We start from the raw sequence: 15,344 nt of genomic DNA, 5'->3' as shown, positions 1-15,344 counted from the left end.
CGGCGAAGCGTCACCTGTCGAGACCCCCCACCCGGTGCGCGATGGCCGCGGCCTCGCCCCGGCTTGAAGCGCCCAGCTTGGCCAGGATGTTGGAGACATGCACACTCGCCGTCTTCGGCGAGATGAACAGCTCCTCCGCGATCTGACGGTTGCTCCGCCCGGCGGCGACCAGCCGCAGCACGTCCCGCTCCCGGACGGTCAGCCCCAGCGCCGCTGCCGGCGCCGGGGGAGGGGCCGTCTCCCCATCGGCCTGCCGCAACGGGATCCGGGCACGCCCGGCGAGCGCGGTGATCTCCGCCTCGAGCGGCGCCGCGCCCAGTTCGCGCGCTACCGCCTCGGCCTGCCGCAGCAGCTCACCGGCCGCTGTGCGGGATCCGTTGACGCCCTGGATGATCAGGGCTTCCGCGAGCCGCAACCGGGCGGTGGCCAGCAGCGTCGGGGACTCCAACTGTTCGGCGGCGGCGACGGCGTCCGTCCAGTGAGCGGTGGCGTCCTGCCCTTCGGCGGTGAGCAGCTCGGCCTGGATCATCAGGGCCTGTGTGGCCCACAGGGGTACGAAATCGGGCTGGCCCTTCATCGCCTCGCGTATCCGCTCCACCGCTGCCTCGCGTCCCGGTTCGGCCACCGCGAGCCCACGGGTCCGCGCCTCCGCCGCCGCGGCCTCGTACAGCAGCGGCCAGCCGTAGCGCTGGTGGCTGGGGGCGATGGCCTCGCCGACCGCCGTCTCCAGCAGGGAGCGGACGTCCAGGATCCGGCCGTCTGCGGAGGCCAGCGCGATGGCGACCCGGGCCATGGGCAAGGTGTGCTGCGGCTCCGGGTAGGGGCCGGTGGTCCAGCTGTCGGACTCCGCCAGCCGCCGTCGGGCCTCGTCGTACGCGCCCAGGGCCAGGGCCAGCTCGGCCCGCTGCCCGGCGATCTGCCCGTGGGTGCGCACGCTCACCCCGCGGCGGCCGCCGGCCCGTTCCAGCACATCGTGGGCGTCGGCCCAGCGGCCGAGCTGGGTGAGGGACTCGGCGAGGTTGCTGTCGATGAACGAGGCGGTGTCCGGCAACCCGTGCCGCTCGGCCAGCCCGCTGCCCTCCTCGGCGACCTCGACGGCCTCGGCGAAGCGGCCGATCCCGTGCAGCGCCGTGGACAGATTGCCGTAGCCGCGCAGCAGGACGTTGGCGTTGCCCGGCTCCAGGGCCCGGGCGCACACCTCGCGGGCCTGCCGGATCCCGGCTTCGACGTCGCCCGAGTCGATGGTGAGCCAGGCCAGGGTGTGCTGCGCGGCGAGGCCGGTGATCTCGGCGCCGGTCACCCGGCAGAGCTCCACCGCCTGTGCCGCGGTCTCGATCGCCGTCGGCCCCGGCTGGTGCACGGCGTACCAATGGGCCGCATGCGTCAGCACATCGGCGTGTACGACGGACGGCGGCAGGCCCTTCACCAGCTTCTGAGCCTGGGCGATCTCGTGCCAGCCGTCGGAGCGGGAGAGGTCGCGCATGAGCTGGTAGCGCTCGGTCCAGAACCAGGCCGCGCGCAGGGGGTCCTCGCCCTCCAGCTCGCGCAGCGCCCGCTTGCTGATGGTCAGTGCCCGCTCCCGCTCGCCCGCCAGACGGGCGGCGACGGTGATCGCGGCGAGCAGGTCCACGAAGTCCCCCGGCACGTCCGGGGAGATGGCCGGGCACAGGCCCTCGGCCACGGCTTTCCGCATCGTCCGGCGGTGCAGCTCCTCGGGGGCGTCGTCCCACAGCTCCAGCGCCCGCTCCAGCAGATGGTGCTGTTCGGCGGACGCGTGCCTGCCGCGGGCGGCGGCGGCCGCGGCGATCACGGCGGGCAGCGTCTTGGCGGGGTCGCGGGCGTCGTACCAGTAGCGGGCCAGCCGGCCGGCCCGCTCCTCGGACCGTACGAGCGTGGGGTCGGCTTCCAGCGCCTCGGCGTAGCGGCGGCTGAGCCGGGAGCGCTCGCCGGGCAGCAGGTCGCCGACCACGGCCTCGCGCATCAGGGCGTGCCGGAAGCGGAAGGACTCGCCCTCGTCGGAGGGCTGCAGGACGGCGGCGCCGACAGCGGTACGCAGGGCCTCGATCAGCTCGTCCTCGGCGAGGCCCGTGACGGTGGCCAGCAGCCGGAACTCCACGTCGGAGCCCCCCTCGGCGGCGGTCCGCACCACGCGCTGCACCTCGTCCGGCAGCGCCTCGACCCGGACCAGCAGAAGGTCGCGCAGGGAGTCGCTGATGCCGCCCGGGGAACCGCCGAGGATGCTGCACGCCAGCTCCTCGACGAAGAAGGCGTTGCCCTCTGAGCGTTCGAAGACCCGGTCCAGCACCTGCTCGGGAAGGGCCTCGCCGTGGATGGCGGTGAGCTGGCGGCGGACTTCGGTGCGGTCGAAGCGGGGCAGTTCGAGACGGGTGACGGTGCGCAGCCGCTCGTACTCGGCGAGGGCGGGACGCAGCGGGTGGCGGCGGTGCAGGTCGTCGGCGCGGTAGGTGGCGACGATGAGCAGGCGGCTGTCGGTGAGGGCGCGCAGCAGGTAGCTGAGCAGCTCGCGGGTGGAGCGGTCGGCCCAGTGCAGGTCCTCCAGGGCCAGGACGAGGGTCCGGTTCGTGGCGAGACGCTCGAGGAGGCGGACGGTGAGCTCGAAGAGCCGGGCGCGGCCGTCGGTCTCCGAGCGGTCCCGGTCCATTTCGCCGAGCTCGGGCAAGAGCCGGGCGAGCTCGCCCTCCTGGCCGGCCACGGCGGCGCGGAGCTCGGCGTCGAGCTGGCGGCGCAGGGAGCGCAGGGCGGCCGAGACGGGGTGGTACGGCAGGGCGTCGGCGCCGGTTTCGACGCAGCCGCCGAGGGCGACGACGGCCCCGTCCACGGCGGCCCGGCCGAGGAACTCCTGAATCAGCCGGGTCTTGCCGACGCCGGCCTCGCCGCCCAGGAAGAGCGCGCCGGGCTCCCCGGCGTCCGCCCGGGACAGGGCCTCGCCAAGGGCGGTCAGCTCGGCGCTGCGGCCTATGAAAACGGGACTGATGTGACTGGTGCGCACGATGCTGAGCATCGCATCTCGTATGAGGTCGGGGACAGTGGTTTCGGCGTCGGCGGGCGGCCGGGCCGCCACGGCCGGGTGCCCGGCCGCGTGACGCTCCTGCTCCGTCACGCGGCGCGACGGTACTGCTCGCGGCGGTCGGCGTCGGTACGGGCTGCCTTCGCGGCCCGCTCGGCCTGCTTGGCCTCGTGGGCCAGGCGGCGCTGCGCGGCGCGGGAAAGGAGCTCGGCGTGTTGGGCGGCCAGGAACTCACGGTGCAGCACGGGGTCTCCTCGGACGGGCTGGGAGCTGGTCTCCTGCTTGTGCTTCCAACGTCGTCTCTAAGGTGGGGACACCACATCGGGAGACTTCCGCATCCTGCCGCGCAGCGGGTGCCTTAGCGGGAAGTCGAGACTTCCCGGCGGCCGGTATCGCGCTGACGGAGGGCCGCTCCTGCCGCAGGACTGCTGAGTCGTCGCTCAAGGATCCCGTGGGCCACCCCGCCGGTACGAGGCCGCGTGCGCCGTGGCTTCGTCAGGCGGCAGGATGACCGGCGCGCCGAGCTGTGCGAGCGGAGCCCTCGTGAGGACGCTCAGTCCAGACAGAACTCGTTGCCCTCGACGTCCTGCATCACGATGCAGGATTCGTTGTCGTCATCGGCAGCCAGCAGTCGCACACGCACCGCGCCGAGCGCGACCAGTCGTGCGCATTCGGCCTCAAGCGTGGCCAGGCGCTCTTCCCCCACGAGTCCGGTGCCGACCCGCACGTCAAGATGCACCCGGTTCTTGGCGACCTTGCCTTCGGGAACCCGCTGAAAGAACATGCGCGGGCCCACACCTGTGGGATCCATGCAGACGAACCATGAACCCTGATCCTCAGGAGACTGGGAGCGGTCGAAATCGTCCCAGGTGACGAACCCCTCCGGTGGCGGCGGTACGACGTACCCCAGCACCTCGCACCAGAAGCGAGCGACGCGCTCGGGTTCCGCGCAGTCGAAGGTGACTTGGAACTGCTTGATCGATGACATCGGCGCACCATAGCAGGGGGATTCTGTTGCTCATTGCCCCGTGTGGATACGCAAGTTGGTCATGTCTCCTTGTGGCGGCAGGAAATCTGTCCACGGACCCCGCCCCGGGTGCGGTCCATGGGGCCGTCGTCGAGGACAACCCTGCCGTTACCTGCCGTACGCCAGGGCGCGGCAGGGTGGGCCCATGACATACGACCCCATACGGTCCGTGGACGCGCTCATGCTTCTGCTGGCCGACTGCGCGGACGTCTGGGACACCCCGGACCGCTCCGGTGACCCGGTGGGCATCCTCGACCACGGCCTCCAGGTCGCCGCCGTGCTGGCCGAACGCCATCCGGACGACGAGGAACTGCAGCTGGCCGGGCTCGTCCATGATGCCGGCCACCACCTTGTGCCCGGTGACGAAGCCGGGCACGGCACCCACGCGGCGACGGCCGTCGAAGGTCTGCTGGGACCCCGTGTCGCCCGGCTGGTCGCCCTGCACATCCCGGCCAAGCGCTATCTCGCCACCGTCGACCCGGATCTCGCGCTGTCCCCGGAGAGCGCCCGCAGCCTCGGCTGCCAGGGCGGTCCGATGACCTCGGTGGAGGTGGCGGCGTTCGAGGCCGATCCCGACTTCACGGCCGCGGTCGCACTGCGCCGTGCCGACGACGCGGGGAAAGTGGTCGGCCTGCGGGTAGCGGCTCTGGAGTCCTGGCGCCCTGTCGTGCGACGCGTGGCCGCCCGCTGAGTGTCCCAGATGCGGCGACGGGTGCTACCGGGGGATCGTCATCTCACCGGTGTCTCCCTCCGGGCGATTCACACCGCCCGGAGGGACGCACACGTGGCGATGAGGCAGATCACCGAGGCAGGTGTGCCGGATCCGTGGCCCAGGTGGTGTCGGGCCGATCGCCGAGCTGGAACCTCAGTGATCCGCCGTCGCGGGCGAAGGAGCCGTCGAGCCAGGAGGTGCGATGGGTCCGCTGGCCGCGCTTGACCGAGCGTATGTAGCGGTTGCTGTCGGATGCCCCGGGTGCGTCGATCACGATCTCACCGCGGTGTCCGGCCGGGGCGATGACGGAGCGGGTGAAGACCGGGGTGCTCAGCAGGAAGTCGGCGGAGCCGGGCGCTTTGGGGTAGAGCCCGAGCGCGGAGAAGACGTACCAGGCGGACATGGTGCCCAGGTCGTCGTTGCCGGGGAGGCCGGACGGGCCGGTCGTGTACACGGTGTCGACGATCTGGCGGACCGTCCTTTGCGTCTTCCACGGGCTGCCCAGGGCGTTGTACAGCCAGGGGGCGTGGATGCCCGGCTCGTTGGTGGGGTCGTAGCGCAGTGGGCCACCGCCCTGGACGGACCATGAGCCGTCGGGGTTGTGGAAGAAGCCGTCGAGGCGGGCGGCGGCCTTGTCCCTGCCGCCCATCGCCGTGGCGAGTCCCTGAACGTCCTGCGGGACCATCCACACGTAGGTGGCGGCACTGCCCTGGGCGAATCCGCTGTCGGAGGCCGGGTCGAAGGGGGTCACCCAGGAGCCGTCGGCCTTGCGTGCCTGGATGTAGCCGGTGCCGGGGGTCGCGGTGGGGTTGAAGACGTGCTTCCAGTGTGCGCCGCGCTCGCGAAGTTTCCGGTACTCCTCGTCGCGGCCGAGCATACGGGCCCACTGGGCGAGGGCCGCGTCGGCGACGGAGCCTTCCAGCGTCTCGGCCGCGCCGCCCCAGCAGTGGCAGGTGTCGTGCGGGGCGTATCCGAGAGCCATGTACTGGGTCAGGTTGGGGCGTGCTGAGACGCACTGGCCGGGGCACCCGGCGTCCGACAACTGGTCCGGGGCCGGAACGGTGGCCTGCCGGTAGAGGGAGTCGAACGCACCCCGGACATCGAAATCGCGTACTCCCATGGCATACAGCGTTGCCAGGGTCGCGGCAGAGGGATCGCCTGTCATGACGTGTGTGGCACCGCTGATGTGCACCCAGCGATCCCAGACGCCCTTGTTCTGCTGAGCGAAGTGGTAGAGCGATTGGGCGAAGTCGCCCGCGACCCGCGGCTGGAGCAGCGCGAGCAGCTGAACGTGGGCACGGTACTGGTCCCAGCCGGAGAAGTTGCTGTACTGCGCCTTCTGGCCGCGGGCGATGGTGTGTACCCGGCGGTCCATGCCCGTGTACCTGCCGTCGCGGTCACTGATCACATTCGGCTGCTGAAAGGCGTGGTACAGCGCGGTGTAGAACACCGTGCGCCGGTCTTCGGTCCCGCCGGAGACCTTGACGCCGCTCAGGGCGCGGTCCCAGGCGCGCTCTCCGGAGGCGGCCACATCAGATACATCGGCGTTCCGGGGTATCTCGCCGCGGAGGTTCGCCTCGGCGCCGGCCAGGGACACATAGGAGATGCCCACGCGCATCCGGACGTCGTCGTCGTGCGCGGTGTCGAAGGACACGTAGCCACCGGAACCGCGGCCCGCGCGGTCCGCACCGGTGGCGTACCCTTCCCCGCCGTCGGCACGGGTGGACCCCGGTGAGAGCCGGCCGTCGTGCCAGGTGCCCGTAGCGGAGAAGGTCCGGTCGAAGGCCGCGGAGAAGTAGAGACGGTAGTAGCTCTTGCGGTTGTTGGTACCGCCGTTGGCGCGCCGCCCGCAGAACGCGCCGGTCTCCACCCAGCCGGTCACCTTGCGATGTGCGCTGTCCATCTCGATATGCGCGTCCTCACTGCCGTTGAGCGAGTTGGAGACGCGGAACAACAGGTTGGCGGGCCGGTCACGAGGAAAGGTGAAGTCGGCGACACCGGCGCGCGTGCTGACCGCAAGATCTGTCGTGACATCGTTGTCAAGTTTCACCTGGTAGCGCCCGGGTTCTGCCTTCTCCTCCTCATGGGAGAAGTTGGCGGCGTACTTGGCGTCCTTGGTGTCCGCGCTGGGTGAGGAGTCGACCGAACCCGCATGGGGCATGATCGGGATGTCTCCGGCGGCGCCGGGGTGGCAGCCCGTTCCATTGAGATGGGTGAGGGAGAACCCGCGCAGCCGGGTGGTGTCGTAGGAGTAGCCGCCCGCGGCCGCCGTGTTGGTCTGGTCGCCTGCGGTGCTGGTGGGCGACCAGGCGATCATGCCGAACGGCAGGCCGGCGCCGGGGAAGGTATTGCCGCCCTTGCTCGATCCGATCAGCGGATCCACGTACCGCGCACCGTGGTCGACCCGGGCTGTGGTGGTCGGTGCGGCCCCGGCCGGGGGAATCCCCGGGAGAAGGGCCACCACTGTCGAAGCGGCTGCGGCGCCGACGGTGAGCATTCGCCGCACCGCACGACTTCTGGACGCTTGCATCAACAATGACCCCTTCTGTCGGACGAATACCGGGACGGTGTCAGACCGCCCTGAGCTGCGAAGGGCTCGCAGCGCAGATGAAGAGCCACGACGCGATGAACAGTCTCCTGAGGGGGATTCAGGGAGGTTGACAACGTTGTCTAGCTCATGGTGAGGCCATTATTACGTGGCTGCGAACGCCCGGTGAAGGGGTCGGAGCGACCAACGTGCCGTAGGGGCCCTGACGCTTCATGCCGCCACGCGGGCGGGTTCGAGACCTGCCGTGTTCGGGCGCCACCACCGTCAGCGGACTCCGTAGGCCCGGGCGAGTACACGCACGGTGGCGGTCATGGCCTGGTGCAGTTCGGCAGGTGAGACGACCTCGACGTCGACCCCGAGCCGCAGCAGCTCCCCGCAGGCGTGGTCGATGCTCTCGATCGGGATCTCGGCCTCGACCCAACCGTCTTCTCCGACGGCGGTCGCGGTGGAGTCGACCGCTCGCACCACCTCCGGAGGAACGTTGTCGGGCAGGCGCCGGAGTCCCCGCGGCGACAGGCGGATGGTGGCCGTGCCCGTGTAGCGGCGTGCCTCGAAGTCGTCGAGGTAGGAGGTCCAGTACGCACCCAGGTCGAATTCCGGCGGCCGGCTGAATCGCTCGTCGCTCAGCACCGCGTCGAGGACTTGGGCGACCCGGTAGGTGGCGATCCGGCTCTCGGCGACGGCGGCCACGAGGTACCAGGTACCGGATTTGAGCACCAGGCCGTAGGGGCGCAGGCGGCGATTCACCTCCTGCGGCGCGCGCCAACGGCGATAGCGCACATCCACCGCACGCCGAGTGAGCACCGCGTCGACGAGCAGGGGCAGCTGTGGTGTCCGTTCGGGCTCCCGGTACCAGCCCGGGGCGTCCAGATGGAACACCGCCGCGGTCCGCGCGGCTTCCTCGCGCAGTTCCGTCGGCAGCGCTGCCAGCAGCTTCAGCCGTGCTGCCGTCACCTCGTCGGCAAGCCCCAAGTCGGCGGCGGGCCCGGGCAGTCCGGCGAAGAAGAGTGCACGCGCCTCGCCCTCGCTCATCCCGGTGAGGCGGGTGCGATAACCGTCGAGCAGCTGATAGCCGCCCCCGCGACCCGGCTCCGCGTAGACCGGGACCCCGGCGGACTGCAGACGCGCAAGGTCGCGATAGGCAGTCCGCACGGACACACCCAGCTCATCAGCGATCCTTCGGGCGGGCATGCCGCCACGAGCTTGCAGCAGCAACAACAGCGACAACAGCCGACCGGCAGACATGCGCGCCATTCTCCTCGGAAACCCTGACAGCATGTGGCACACGGGTCCCCTAGCGTCATCGGCGTCCGGCTCCGACCGAACCGGCCGGAATTCCATGCCTGGACAAGAGCAGCGAAGAGGAGTTGCACCGTGTCGCCCACCGACCCCGCCGTCCACCCCGCCGTGATCGAGCTTCGCCAATACACACTGCGTCACGGACGGCGCGACGAACTCATCGAATTGTTCGATGCGGAGTTCGTCGAAACGCAGGAGGAGACCGGGATGGCCGTACTCGGCCAGTTCCGGGACCTCGATGATCCGGACCGCTTCGTATGGTTGCGTGGGTTCCCGGACATGGCGGTACGGCAGCGTGCGCTGACGGCCTTCTACGACGGACCCGTCTGGGCCGAACACGGTCCCCGGGCGAACGCCACCATGGTCGACTCCGACGATGTCCTGCTGCTGCGGCCCCAGTCGGCTGGGAGCGGTTTCGCCGTCCGCCCGTCCTCCGAGCGGTCCCGAGTCGGTGCTCCGGCATCGGACCGGCTCGTGTCCGCCACCGTCTGGTCCTTTCCTCCCGGACGGTCCGACGGCATCGCACTCATCCGGGACGGTCTCCTCCCCGCTCTCGGCGAGACAGGACCCGCACCGCTCGCCGTCCTGACCACCGAGACGGCGCACAACACCTTCCCCAGGCTGCCGGTCCGCACCGGAGAGAACGTCGCCGTGGTCTTCACCTCCTACCCCGACGAGAGTGCGCGTCGCCGACACCTCGCCGAGGTACAGGCTCATCCCCTCATACGGGACGAGGTACTGCCGGCCATCAGCAAAGAACAGTCAGCGGCACCCCGGACACTGCGGCTGGCGCCCACGGGACGCTCGCTCATCTCCTGACTGCTCGGCGCCGCCGGGGCGGGCCTCGCGGGCGGACCGCACCGCCTTCGGGATCGGCGAGGACGTGGCGGGGCTTCTCTCCGGTCCGACCGATGCCGCCGAGTTCGGCGTCCTGGCCCAGCACCGTTCTGTGGGCTGAGGACGGGCAGGGGGCTCCGAGCCAGGCTGAACGGTCTTGTGCCGAGGCGTCTCGTATGAGGTATGAGCTCCCGGTGACCTCTCGGCACTGCGGGGCCTGAACCGCCGGATCACACCCTGGAACTGCTGCGGCAGCCGCCCCGAGCGCGGGCCGTATTCGCCGATCGGCAGGAGGATGGACGACACTGGGTGCCATGGCAAGATGTAGGAAGTGCGGCGGGCAGAAGCGTCGATGGCCGCGGTCCTGTTCCCGGTGCAGCTCAGCGGCTGACCGGGCGGACACCGTCGCCGACGCGGGTGAACTGGCCGTGGATGTGGGGTTGTTCGGTTGGATCGGCCGGGGGATAGGGGCCGTCGGGCGCTTGGTGCTGAGAGCCTTCGACTGATCGACGACACGCAGGCATGCGCCGTCCAGGTACGCGTACCGGCCCGTCGGCCGAGGTGGCGGCCGCGGTTCCGGGCCGATGCCCATACGCGCTGTGCCCGTTGCGCAGGGTTCTGCCCTCGCGTCCGTCGCTGCCGTCCCCCGACGCCTCGTATCCCGGTGAGGTGCGCCCTCACCACCCGGAGGCATCGCATGGGCGCGCAGCATTCTCATGAGGAACCCGGCAAGCGGCATGGCCCCGCCGCGAGCCCCGTGCATCTGGCGGCTCGGGCGCTGGCCGACGCCCGCCCCTCCGTTCTATGACGGTCGTTATGGACCTGATGTAGCCTGCCTCCTATAACAGTTGTCATAGGAGGCAGGCGTGACCGTCATCAGCGTGAACACCCTGAAGGCCGCCTTGGCCTGGAGCAGCGCCGCAAGCTGGCCGAGACGCTGACCGACGCCGTGCTCGTGCCGGAGGTCGGGCAGTTCGCCCCGGCCGCCCGGGTCGGATTCCAGGTGCATTTCGTCGAGCGAGAGCCGGACATGATGGCCATCGGTGCTCGGCTCCTGGCGGATGCGGAGCCGGGCCTCGACGTCATGGTGATCGACGTGGCGGTCATGGACGGGGACTGGCGCCAGTCGGTCCGCGCTCAGGTCATCGAACGCGTCCTGGCCGCGATGGCCGACGTTTGCGGCCTGGCGGAGCCGTCACCGGCCCGGTGGGTGTATTTCCGTGTGATCGACGAGGGGAGCTGGGGCTCCAGCGGCGGCGTACTGTCGGTTCTTTCCCTCCTCGGCAGCGGCGTGTTCACCGAGGAGAAGGCCAAGGCCATCCGCGCCGCCCTCGGCGCGTAGAAGACCCCGGCGGCAACCGGACGGGCGGCCGGGTCGAGGCCTGGCTCAGCCCCCGACCGCATCGGCGATGAGGGCCTGGAGTTGGGCTGCGGCGCGGTCAAGGGGCTCAGTGCTCCGCTTGGCGCGGCACATGGCCACGGTGCCCTCGACGGCGGCCACGATCAGTGTGGCCATCCGTGCGGCCCGCTCGGTGCCGGCGCCGTGTTCCCGCAGTGAGTCCGCGAGCAGGCCCTCCCACTGCTCGAAGGCCTCCGCCGCGGCCTCCAGGGCGGGCGGGACTTCGTCGGCCGGGGGTTCCTCGATGGCGACCGCCAGAACGGGGCAGCCGGCATGGAAGTCGGTGTCGACGACGACCTTCCTCCACAGGGCGAGGAAGGCGTTCACGCCGGCGGCCGGGCCGGCCTTCAGCTCCTGGCGCAGACTGCGCGCCACCCGGTCGCCCGTGTGGCGGACGGCCTCCGTGGCCAACTGCTGCTTTCCCTCGGGAAAGTAGTGATAGGTGGACCCGAGCGGCGCCTTGGCGTGCTTGGCCATCTCCCGGATGCTCGTCGCGCTCAGGCCGCGCCGGCTGATCATGTCTGCGGCGCCGGCCACGATCCGCTCGCGGGACGGCGTGCTGCTCTTGGCCACCGGTCTCCACCCTCTTCTGGCTATAACGATCGTCATAGCCTAACCTGTCAGGGCTGATGGGCGACCGTTGGTCAGCGGTGTCCGGGCTTGTGGCCGGGCTCCGGGCGAATGACCGCTACGCCGGATTGCAAGTCCACGGAGCTGCGCGGTGGTGCACCGGACTCCGTACCGTCGCGGAGGGCCAGCCGGCGTTCCTTCTCCTCCTGGACGTGCTGTCGTGAGGGTTGGAAGAGCTCGTCCCATGCACCGGACGTAGCGCCGCCCCCTCCGAACGTGCGCCGACGCCAGCACACCCAAGCGAAGAGCAACACCCACAGGACGGCGATCACGCCCGCGACCGTCAACAACATCTGTTTCAGCCTCCGAATGCGGTACTTCTGGGAGCTTGCCGCACCCGAAGTCCTGTCCGCTGCTTGTTCGTTGCTCCCTCGTGGGAATCGTAGAGGAGCTTCCCCGGCAGTCAGAAGCCTCGAAGGCCACGGACAGAATGTTCTCCATGGTCAGCCCCCTCACACAGCCGGCAGCCGACAGCAGGCCACAGGCCGTCGTCTGTACAGCTGATGGGCAATCAGGTAGCCGCCCCCGCAGCGTGTCCGGTCGGCGAAGTGTGAACCGGGCCGAACTGCTCGAGGTGGCTCCCGGAGGCGCTACGTGTCCGCGACGGCATCGCACACTTGGCTCTACTGGAGCCGTCGGATGTCTCCGCGGACCCGGTAGAAGCCGCTGGACGCGGCGTGCAGGGAGTCGACGACGTACCGCGCGCCCGGTTCGCGTATCGCCCGCGGGAACTGGACGTTCCACGAGCGCTCATAGCCGTCCGAGACCACGTGCACTCGGGTGCGGCCGCCCTCCTGCACGCATTCGACGATCACCGCTCCGGCCGGGGCCGTTGTCACGGTCGTCACGGACGCGAGCGCGGTGGCCGGCGCGTAGGTGGGCAGCGCGGCGCTGAGCTTGATGTCCCGGGCGACGGGCACGGAGCCCTGCTGGGCTGCTGTCACCGCGGCCTCGCTCGCATCCACGCACACCAGGGAGCCGTCCGTGGTGACCAGGTAGAGCCGCTCGTCGCGATACTGCATGGAGAGTGCGGATCCGCTGCCGGTGCCGAGCTTCCACAGCCGGGTGCCATCACGGTCGAAGCAGTACACGGAGGAAGCTGCGTCACCGGCGAACACGTACCGGCCGCCGGGGGAGGTGGCGCATGAGTAGACGGAGCTGTCGCACCGGTACGTGGCCTCCGTGGCTCCGGTGCGCTTGGAGATCCGGTGGACGACCTGGTGGGAGGTTCCGGCGTAGACGGCGTCGTCCTCCTGCCAGCCGAACAGGACACCGCCCTTGGTCGGCGTGTGCCACAACTCGGTGGTGCCGTCCGTGGAGTGAGCTGTCACGCCGCGCGAATGTCCGTGGTACACGGCGCGGTCGTCGGCGCGCACCATCCAGGCGTGTTCACCACGCCCGCCCCGGGCCCACTGGTGTTCGTCCTCGTGATCGATGACGGTGAGCCGTCCGGCGCAGTCCGAGACATTGAGCACGCCCTCGTGGATGTCGAGCCAGAAGATGTCGACGTCGGCGGCGATGTCGTAGGCCGCGAAGGGCAGCTTGGACGACAGGTCGTAGACCCGGCCGTCGTCACAGCCGGCGTAGATCCAGAAGTCGTCGGCGACCAGGCACTTGACCCCGTCCGGGAGCTGGTAGCGCGCCAGGACCTCGCCACCGTGCGCCAGCGTGTAGACATCGCCGGCCTGGTTGCCGACCCAGCAGCGATCGTCGTCGATGTGAATGCCGAAGGCCGCTGAACCGGTGCGGAACCGCCACAGCACCGGGGCGGTCGCGCGGGCCGTGGACGGGGCGGAGGTCACCTGCCGGCGGGTGACCGCGCGGGGCGCGCGCTGGCCCTGCACGGCGGGGGCGTATCCCTTGCGCACCTTCTCGCCGATCTTCTTGGTGGCGGCGGCTTGCGCCTTCTCGGCCGTGGGGAAGGTCGACGTCTGCGTCTGTCCGTCGGAGCCGATCCGTCCGTAGCGCACGCTCACGACCTGTCCCACGACCGTCACCTCGTAGAACTTGTGCGCTCCGCCGCCGTCCTGGGACAGCTCCAGATACGTCCTTGACATGACAGACCCTCTCCAACGGCCGGACCGCGGTGTGTTCCGCGGGTTCCACTGACTCGAACCATAGGAGTGACCACTGACAACGGCCCCGCCCTGCCGCTCTCGGGCAGCGGCGCTCTGCCGCTGTACCGCGGGCGGGGCCCGGGGCGGCGTCGTCCGTGTCGGCGGATCGGTCTGCCGTTGCTACCGGCTGCCCGTTGTCCCCTCGTCGTGGTCGAGGGTGGACAGCAACTGCCGCAGACACACCCGGGTGGCGCGGATGTCCTCGTCGGGGATGGCGGAGAAAAGAGTGCGGTGTACCCGCGCGGCCCGGGCGGTGACACGGCCGAGTGCCTCGTGTCCCCGGGACGTCAGCGCCAGCAGGGGGGAGCTCCGGTGATCCGGGTTCGGCTCGTAGGCGGCGAGTCGGAATGCCACGAGATCGTTGGCGACCCGCTGGACGCTCTGACGGCTCGTACCGAGTCTGCGCGCGGCCTGGGACGCGGTGAGGGGGTCTTTGGACACGGTGCTCAACAGCTGCCAGCGGGTCTGTGTGAGCCCTTCCGCCCTCGCGGTGTGATCGCCCAGGCGGCGCAGGGTTCCGGCGGCTGCCTCGAAGACATCGGCTATCAGCAGGGCTGTCTCATCGGGCATGTCCACCACTCCTTCATTTGACAATAGATTGTCAATATAGCAACATGTTGTCTATCGCTCCATTCGTGTGACCCCTTGAGGAGCAGGTATGTCCAAGATCGACCTTTACCGTCACGTTCACATGGGGCAGCGTGCGCGTCTGTTCACCTTCGCCGTCGAGCTCGGCGCCGTGGATGTCTCCCGTGGCGATGCCGCTGCCGACCATGCGGAGCGCTGCCTGGCCTTGACGCAGGAGCTGCGCGAACACGCCGACCACGAGGACACCTTCATCCATCGGCTCCTGCGTGAGCGCGCGCCCGAGGCGGCCGACGCGCTGGAGGCGGAGCATGTGCGCCTCGACGCGGTCTTCGTCGCGCTGGACGAGCGGGCGCGGGCACTGCCCGCGCATGCTGGCGCGGACCTCGCCGAGGCCCAGCGCGCGCTGTACCTCGCCCTGAACGAAGTGATCAGTGCGTACCTCGCGCATCTGCACGTGGAGGAGACGGTCGCGATGTCGGCGCTGTGGGAGTCCGCGAGTGATGAGGAGCTGGAGGCCGTGTACGCCGCCTTCCGGGCCTCGCGTACGCCGGAAGAGGCACTCACCGACCTCCACAGGATGCTGCCCGCCGTGCCACCCGCGACGCGCGCGACGATCGTGCGCGATGTCATCGAGGCCGCGGAGGCAGATCCGGGCAGTACATTCGTCGCGGTCACCACCACCCTCAGCTCTGAACAGCTCGGACGACTCCACGAGGACCTCGCTCTTCCCGAGGCCTGGGCGCTCTAGCAGAGGGGCGGGGTGCGGGGTGTCTCCGTGGCCGGCTGACAGTGGTCTGACAACGATGGGGAAGTAGGTGAAGACGTGTGTGATGCCCTTCAGGTGCACTGTGCACGTCAATCTGTAGTCGTTTCCGCAGAGTCGTCACGGACTGTCACCGGTGTGGTGGGGGGTCTGCCTACGATCCATGGGCTGAACCAATCACTTTCCTGGAGATACCGTGCAAACCGCTCAAGCCAACGATCGCCCCGGCGATCAGCGGCACACCGGCCCGTCCTATACCGAGGTGCAGACGGGCGCCGAGTTCGGTGAACTGCGTACCGCTCACCGCTCGTTCGCGTTTCCGCTGACCGTCGCGTTCGTCACCTGGTACCTGCTGTACGTGCTGTTGTCGAACTATGCCGATGGCTTCATGTCGAC

Annotated in this window: 14 protein-coding genes; 5 read left to right on the top strand and 9 right to left on the bottom strand. The window is 69.9% G+C overall.

The window, feature by feature from the left end; genetic code table 11:
* Positions 1-10 precede the first annotated feature (10 nt).
* The 3 genes from AC07FT_RS32080 to AC07FT_RS32070 all read right to left on the bottom strand — a co-directional run bounded on the left by AC07FT_RS32080 (position 11) and on the right by AC07FT_RS32070 (position 4,016).
* Positions 11-3,121, bottom strand: coding sequence for a helix-turn-helix transcriptional regulator (locus AC07FT_RS32080; RefSeq protein ID WP_479179534.1), 3,111 nt, complete (start codon positions 3,119-3,121; stop codon positions 11-13).
* Positions 3,118-3,273, bottom strand: coding sequence for a hypothetical protein (locus AC07FT_RS32075; protein ID WP_479179533.1), 156 nt, complete (start codon positions 3,271-3,273; stop codon positions 3,118-3,120). The genes AC07FT_RS32080 and AC07FT_RS32075 overlap by 4 nt, the downstream gene beginning before the upstream one ends.
* Before the next feature lie 308 nt (positions 3,274-3,581).
* Positions 3,582-4,016 (bottom strand): VOC family protein, encoded by a 435-nt coding sequence (locus AC07FT_RS32070; protein WP_479179532.1) that lies wholly within the window; start codon positions 4,014-4,016, stop codon positions 3,582-3,584.
* A 184-nt stretch (positions 4,017-4,200) separates the two neighbouring features.
* Between AC07FT_RS32070 and AC07FT_RS32065 the strand changes: the two genes are divergently transcribed.
* Positions 4,201-4,746 carry an HD domain-containing protein gene (locus AC07FT_RS32065; protein ID WP_479179531.1) on the top strand — a complete coding sequence of 182 codons (546 nt, stop codon included), beginning with the start codon at positions 4,201-4,203 and terminating at the stop codon, positions 4,744-4,746.
* Between the two features lie 109 nt (positions 4,747-4,855).
* Here the strand turns inward: AC07FT_RS32065 and AC07FT_RS32060 are convergent, their stop codons facing one another.
* Both AC07FT_RS32060 and AC07FT_RS32055 read right to left on the bottom strand, forming a co-directional pair.
* On the bottom strand, positions 4,856-7,297 hold the full coding sequence (locus tag AC07FT_RS32060) for a GH92 family glycosyl hydrolase (protein WP_479179529.1): 2,442 nt from the start codon (positions 7,295-7,297) through the stop codon (positions 4,856-4,858).
* A 282-nt stretch (positions 7,298-7,579) separates the two neighbouring features.
* Entirely contained in the window at positions 7,580-8,560 is a 981-nt protein-coding gene (locus AC07FT_RS32055) for a helix-turn-helix transcriptional regulator (RefSeq protein ID WP_479179527.1), read from the bottom strand.
* 129 nt (positions 8,561-8,689) lie between these two features.
* On the opposite strand from AC07FT_RS32055, the gene AC07FT_RS32050 reads away from it, so the two are divergent.
* Both AC07FT_RS32050 and AC07FT_RS32045 read left to right on the top strand, forming a co-directional pair.
* Positions 8,690-9,433 carry an NIPSNAP family protein gene (locus tag AC07FT_RS32050; protein WP_479179526.1) on the top strand — a complete coding sequence of 248 codons (744 nt, stop codon included), beginning with the start codon at positions 8,690-8,692 and terminating at the stop codon, positions 9,431-9,433.
* Positions 9,434-10,400: 967 nt separating this feature from the next.
* Positions 10,401-10,793: a tautomerase enzyme gene (locus AC07FT_RS32045; RefSeq protein WP_479179525.1), complete on the top strand. Its 393-nt coding sequence runs from the start codon at positions 10,401-10,403 to the stop codon at positions 10,791-10,793.
* Between the two features lie 45 nt (positions 10,794-10,838).
* Here AC07FT_RS32045 and AC07FT_RS32040 read toward each other — a convergent pair whose 3' ends face one another.
* The 4 genes from AC07FT_RS32040 to AC07FT_RS32025 all read right to left on the bottom strand — a co-directional run bounded on the left by AC07FT_RS32040 (position 10,839) and on the right by AC07FT_RS32025 (position 14,167).
* Positions 10,839-11,423, bottom strand: a complete 585-nt coding sequence (locus AC07FT_RS32040) for a TetR/AcrR family transcriptional regulator (protein WP_479179523.1) — start codon at positions 11,421-11,423, stop codon at positions 10,839-10,841.
* 71 nt (positions 11,424-11,494) lie between these two features.
* Positions 11,495-11,773 carry a DUF6191 domain-containing protein gene (locus AC07FT_RS32035; protein WP_479179521.1) on the bottom strand — a complete coding sequence of 93 codons (279 nt, stop codon included), beginning with the start codon at positions 11,771-11,773 and terminating at the stop codon, positions 11,495-11,497.
* Between the two features lie 330 nt (positions 11,774-12,103).
* Positions 12,104-13,537, bottom strand: coding sequence for a WGR domain-containing protein (locus AC07FT_RS32030; protein ID WP_479179520.1), 1,434 nt, complete (start codon positions 13,535-13,537; stop codon positions 12,104-12,106).
* Between the two features lie 180 nt (positions 13,538-13,717).
* The gene (locus AC07FT_RS32025; RefSeq protein WP_479179518.1) at positions 13,718-14,167 is read right to left on the bottom strand and encodes a MarR family winged helix-turn-helix transcriptional regulator; all 450 of its coding nucleotides are present in this window, start codon (positions 14,165-14,167) and stop codon (positions 13,718-13,720) included.
* An 88-nt stretch (positions 14,168-14,255) separates the two neighbouring features.
* On the opposite strand from AC07FT_RS32025, the gene AC07FT_RS32020 reads away from it, so the two are divergent.
* Positions 14,256-14,933 carry a hemerythrin domain-containing protein gene (locus AC07FT_RS32020; RefSeq protein WP_479179516.1) on the top strand — a complete coding sequence of 226 codons (678 nt, stop codon included), beginning with the start codon at positions 14,256-14,258 and terminating at the stop codon, positions 14,931-14,933.
* Positions 14,934-15,144: 211 nt separating this feature from the next.
* Positions 15,145-15,344: DUF485 domain-containing protein (locus tag AC07FT_RS32015; protein ID WP_479179515.1), on the top strand; the 200-nt coding region annotated here is incomplete at its 3' end.

The organism is Streptomyces sp. NPDC045899 (assembly GCF_056431485.1).
Note: the sequence above shows the minus strand (reverse complement) of the source record. Positions and strands in the feature narration are given on the sequence as shown.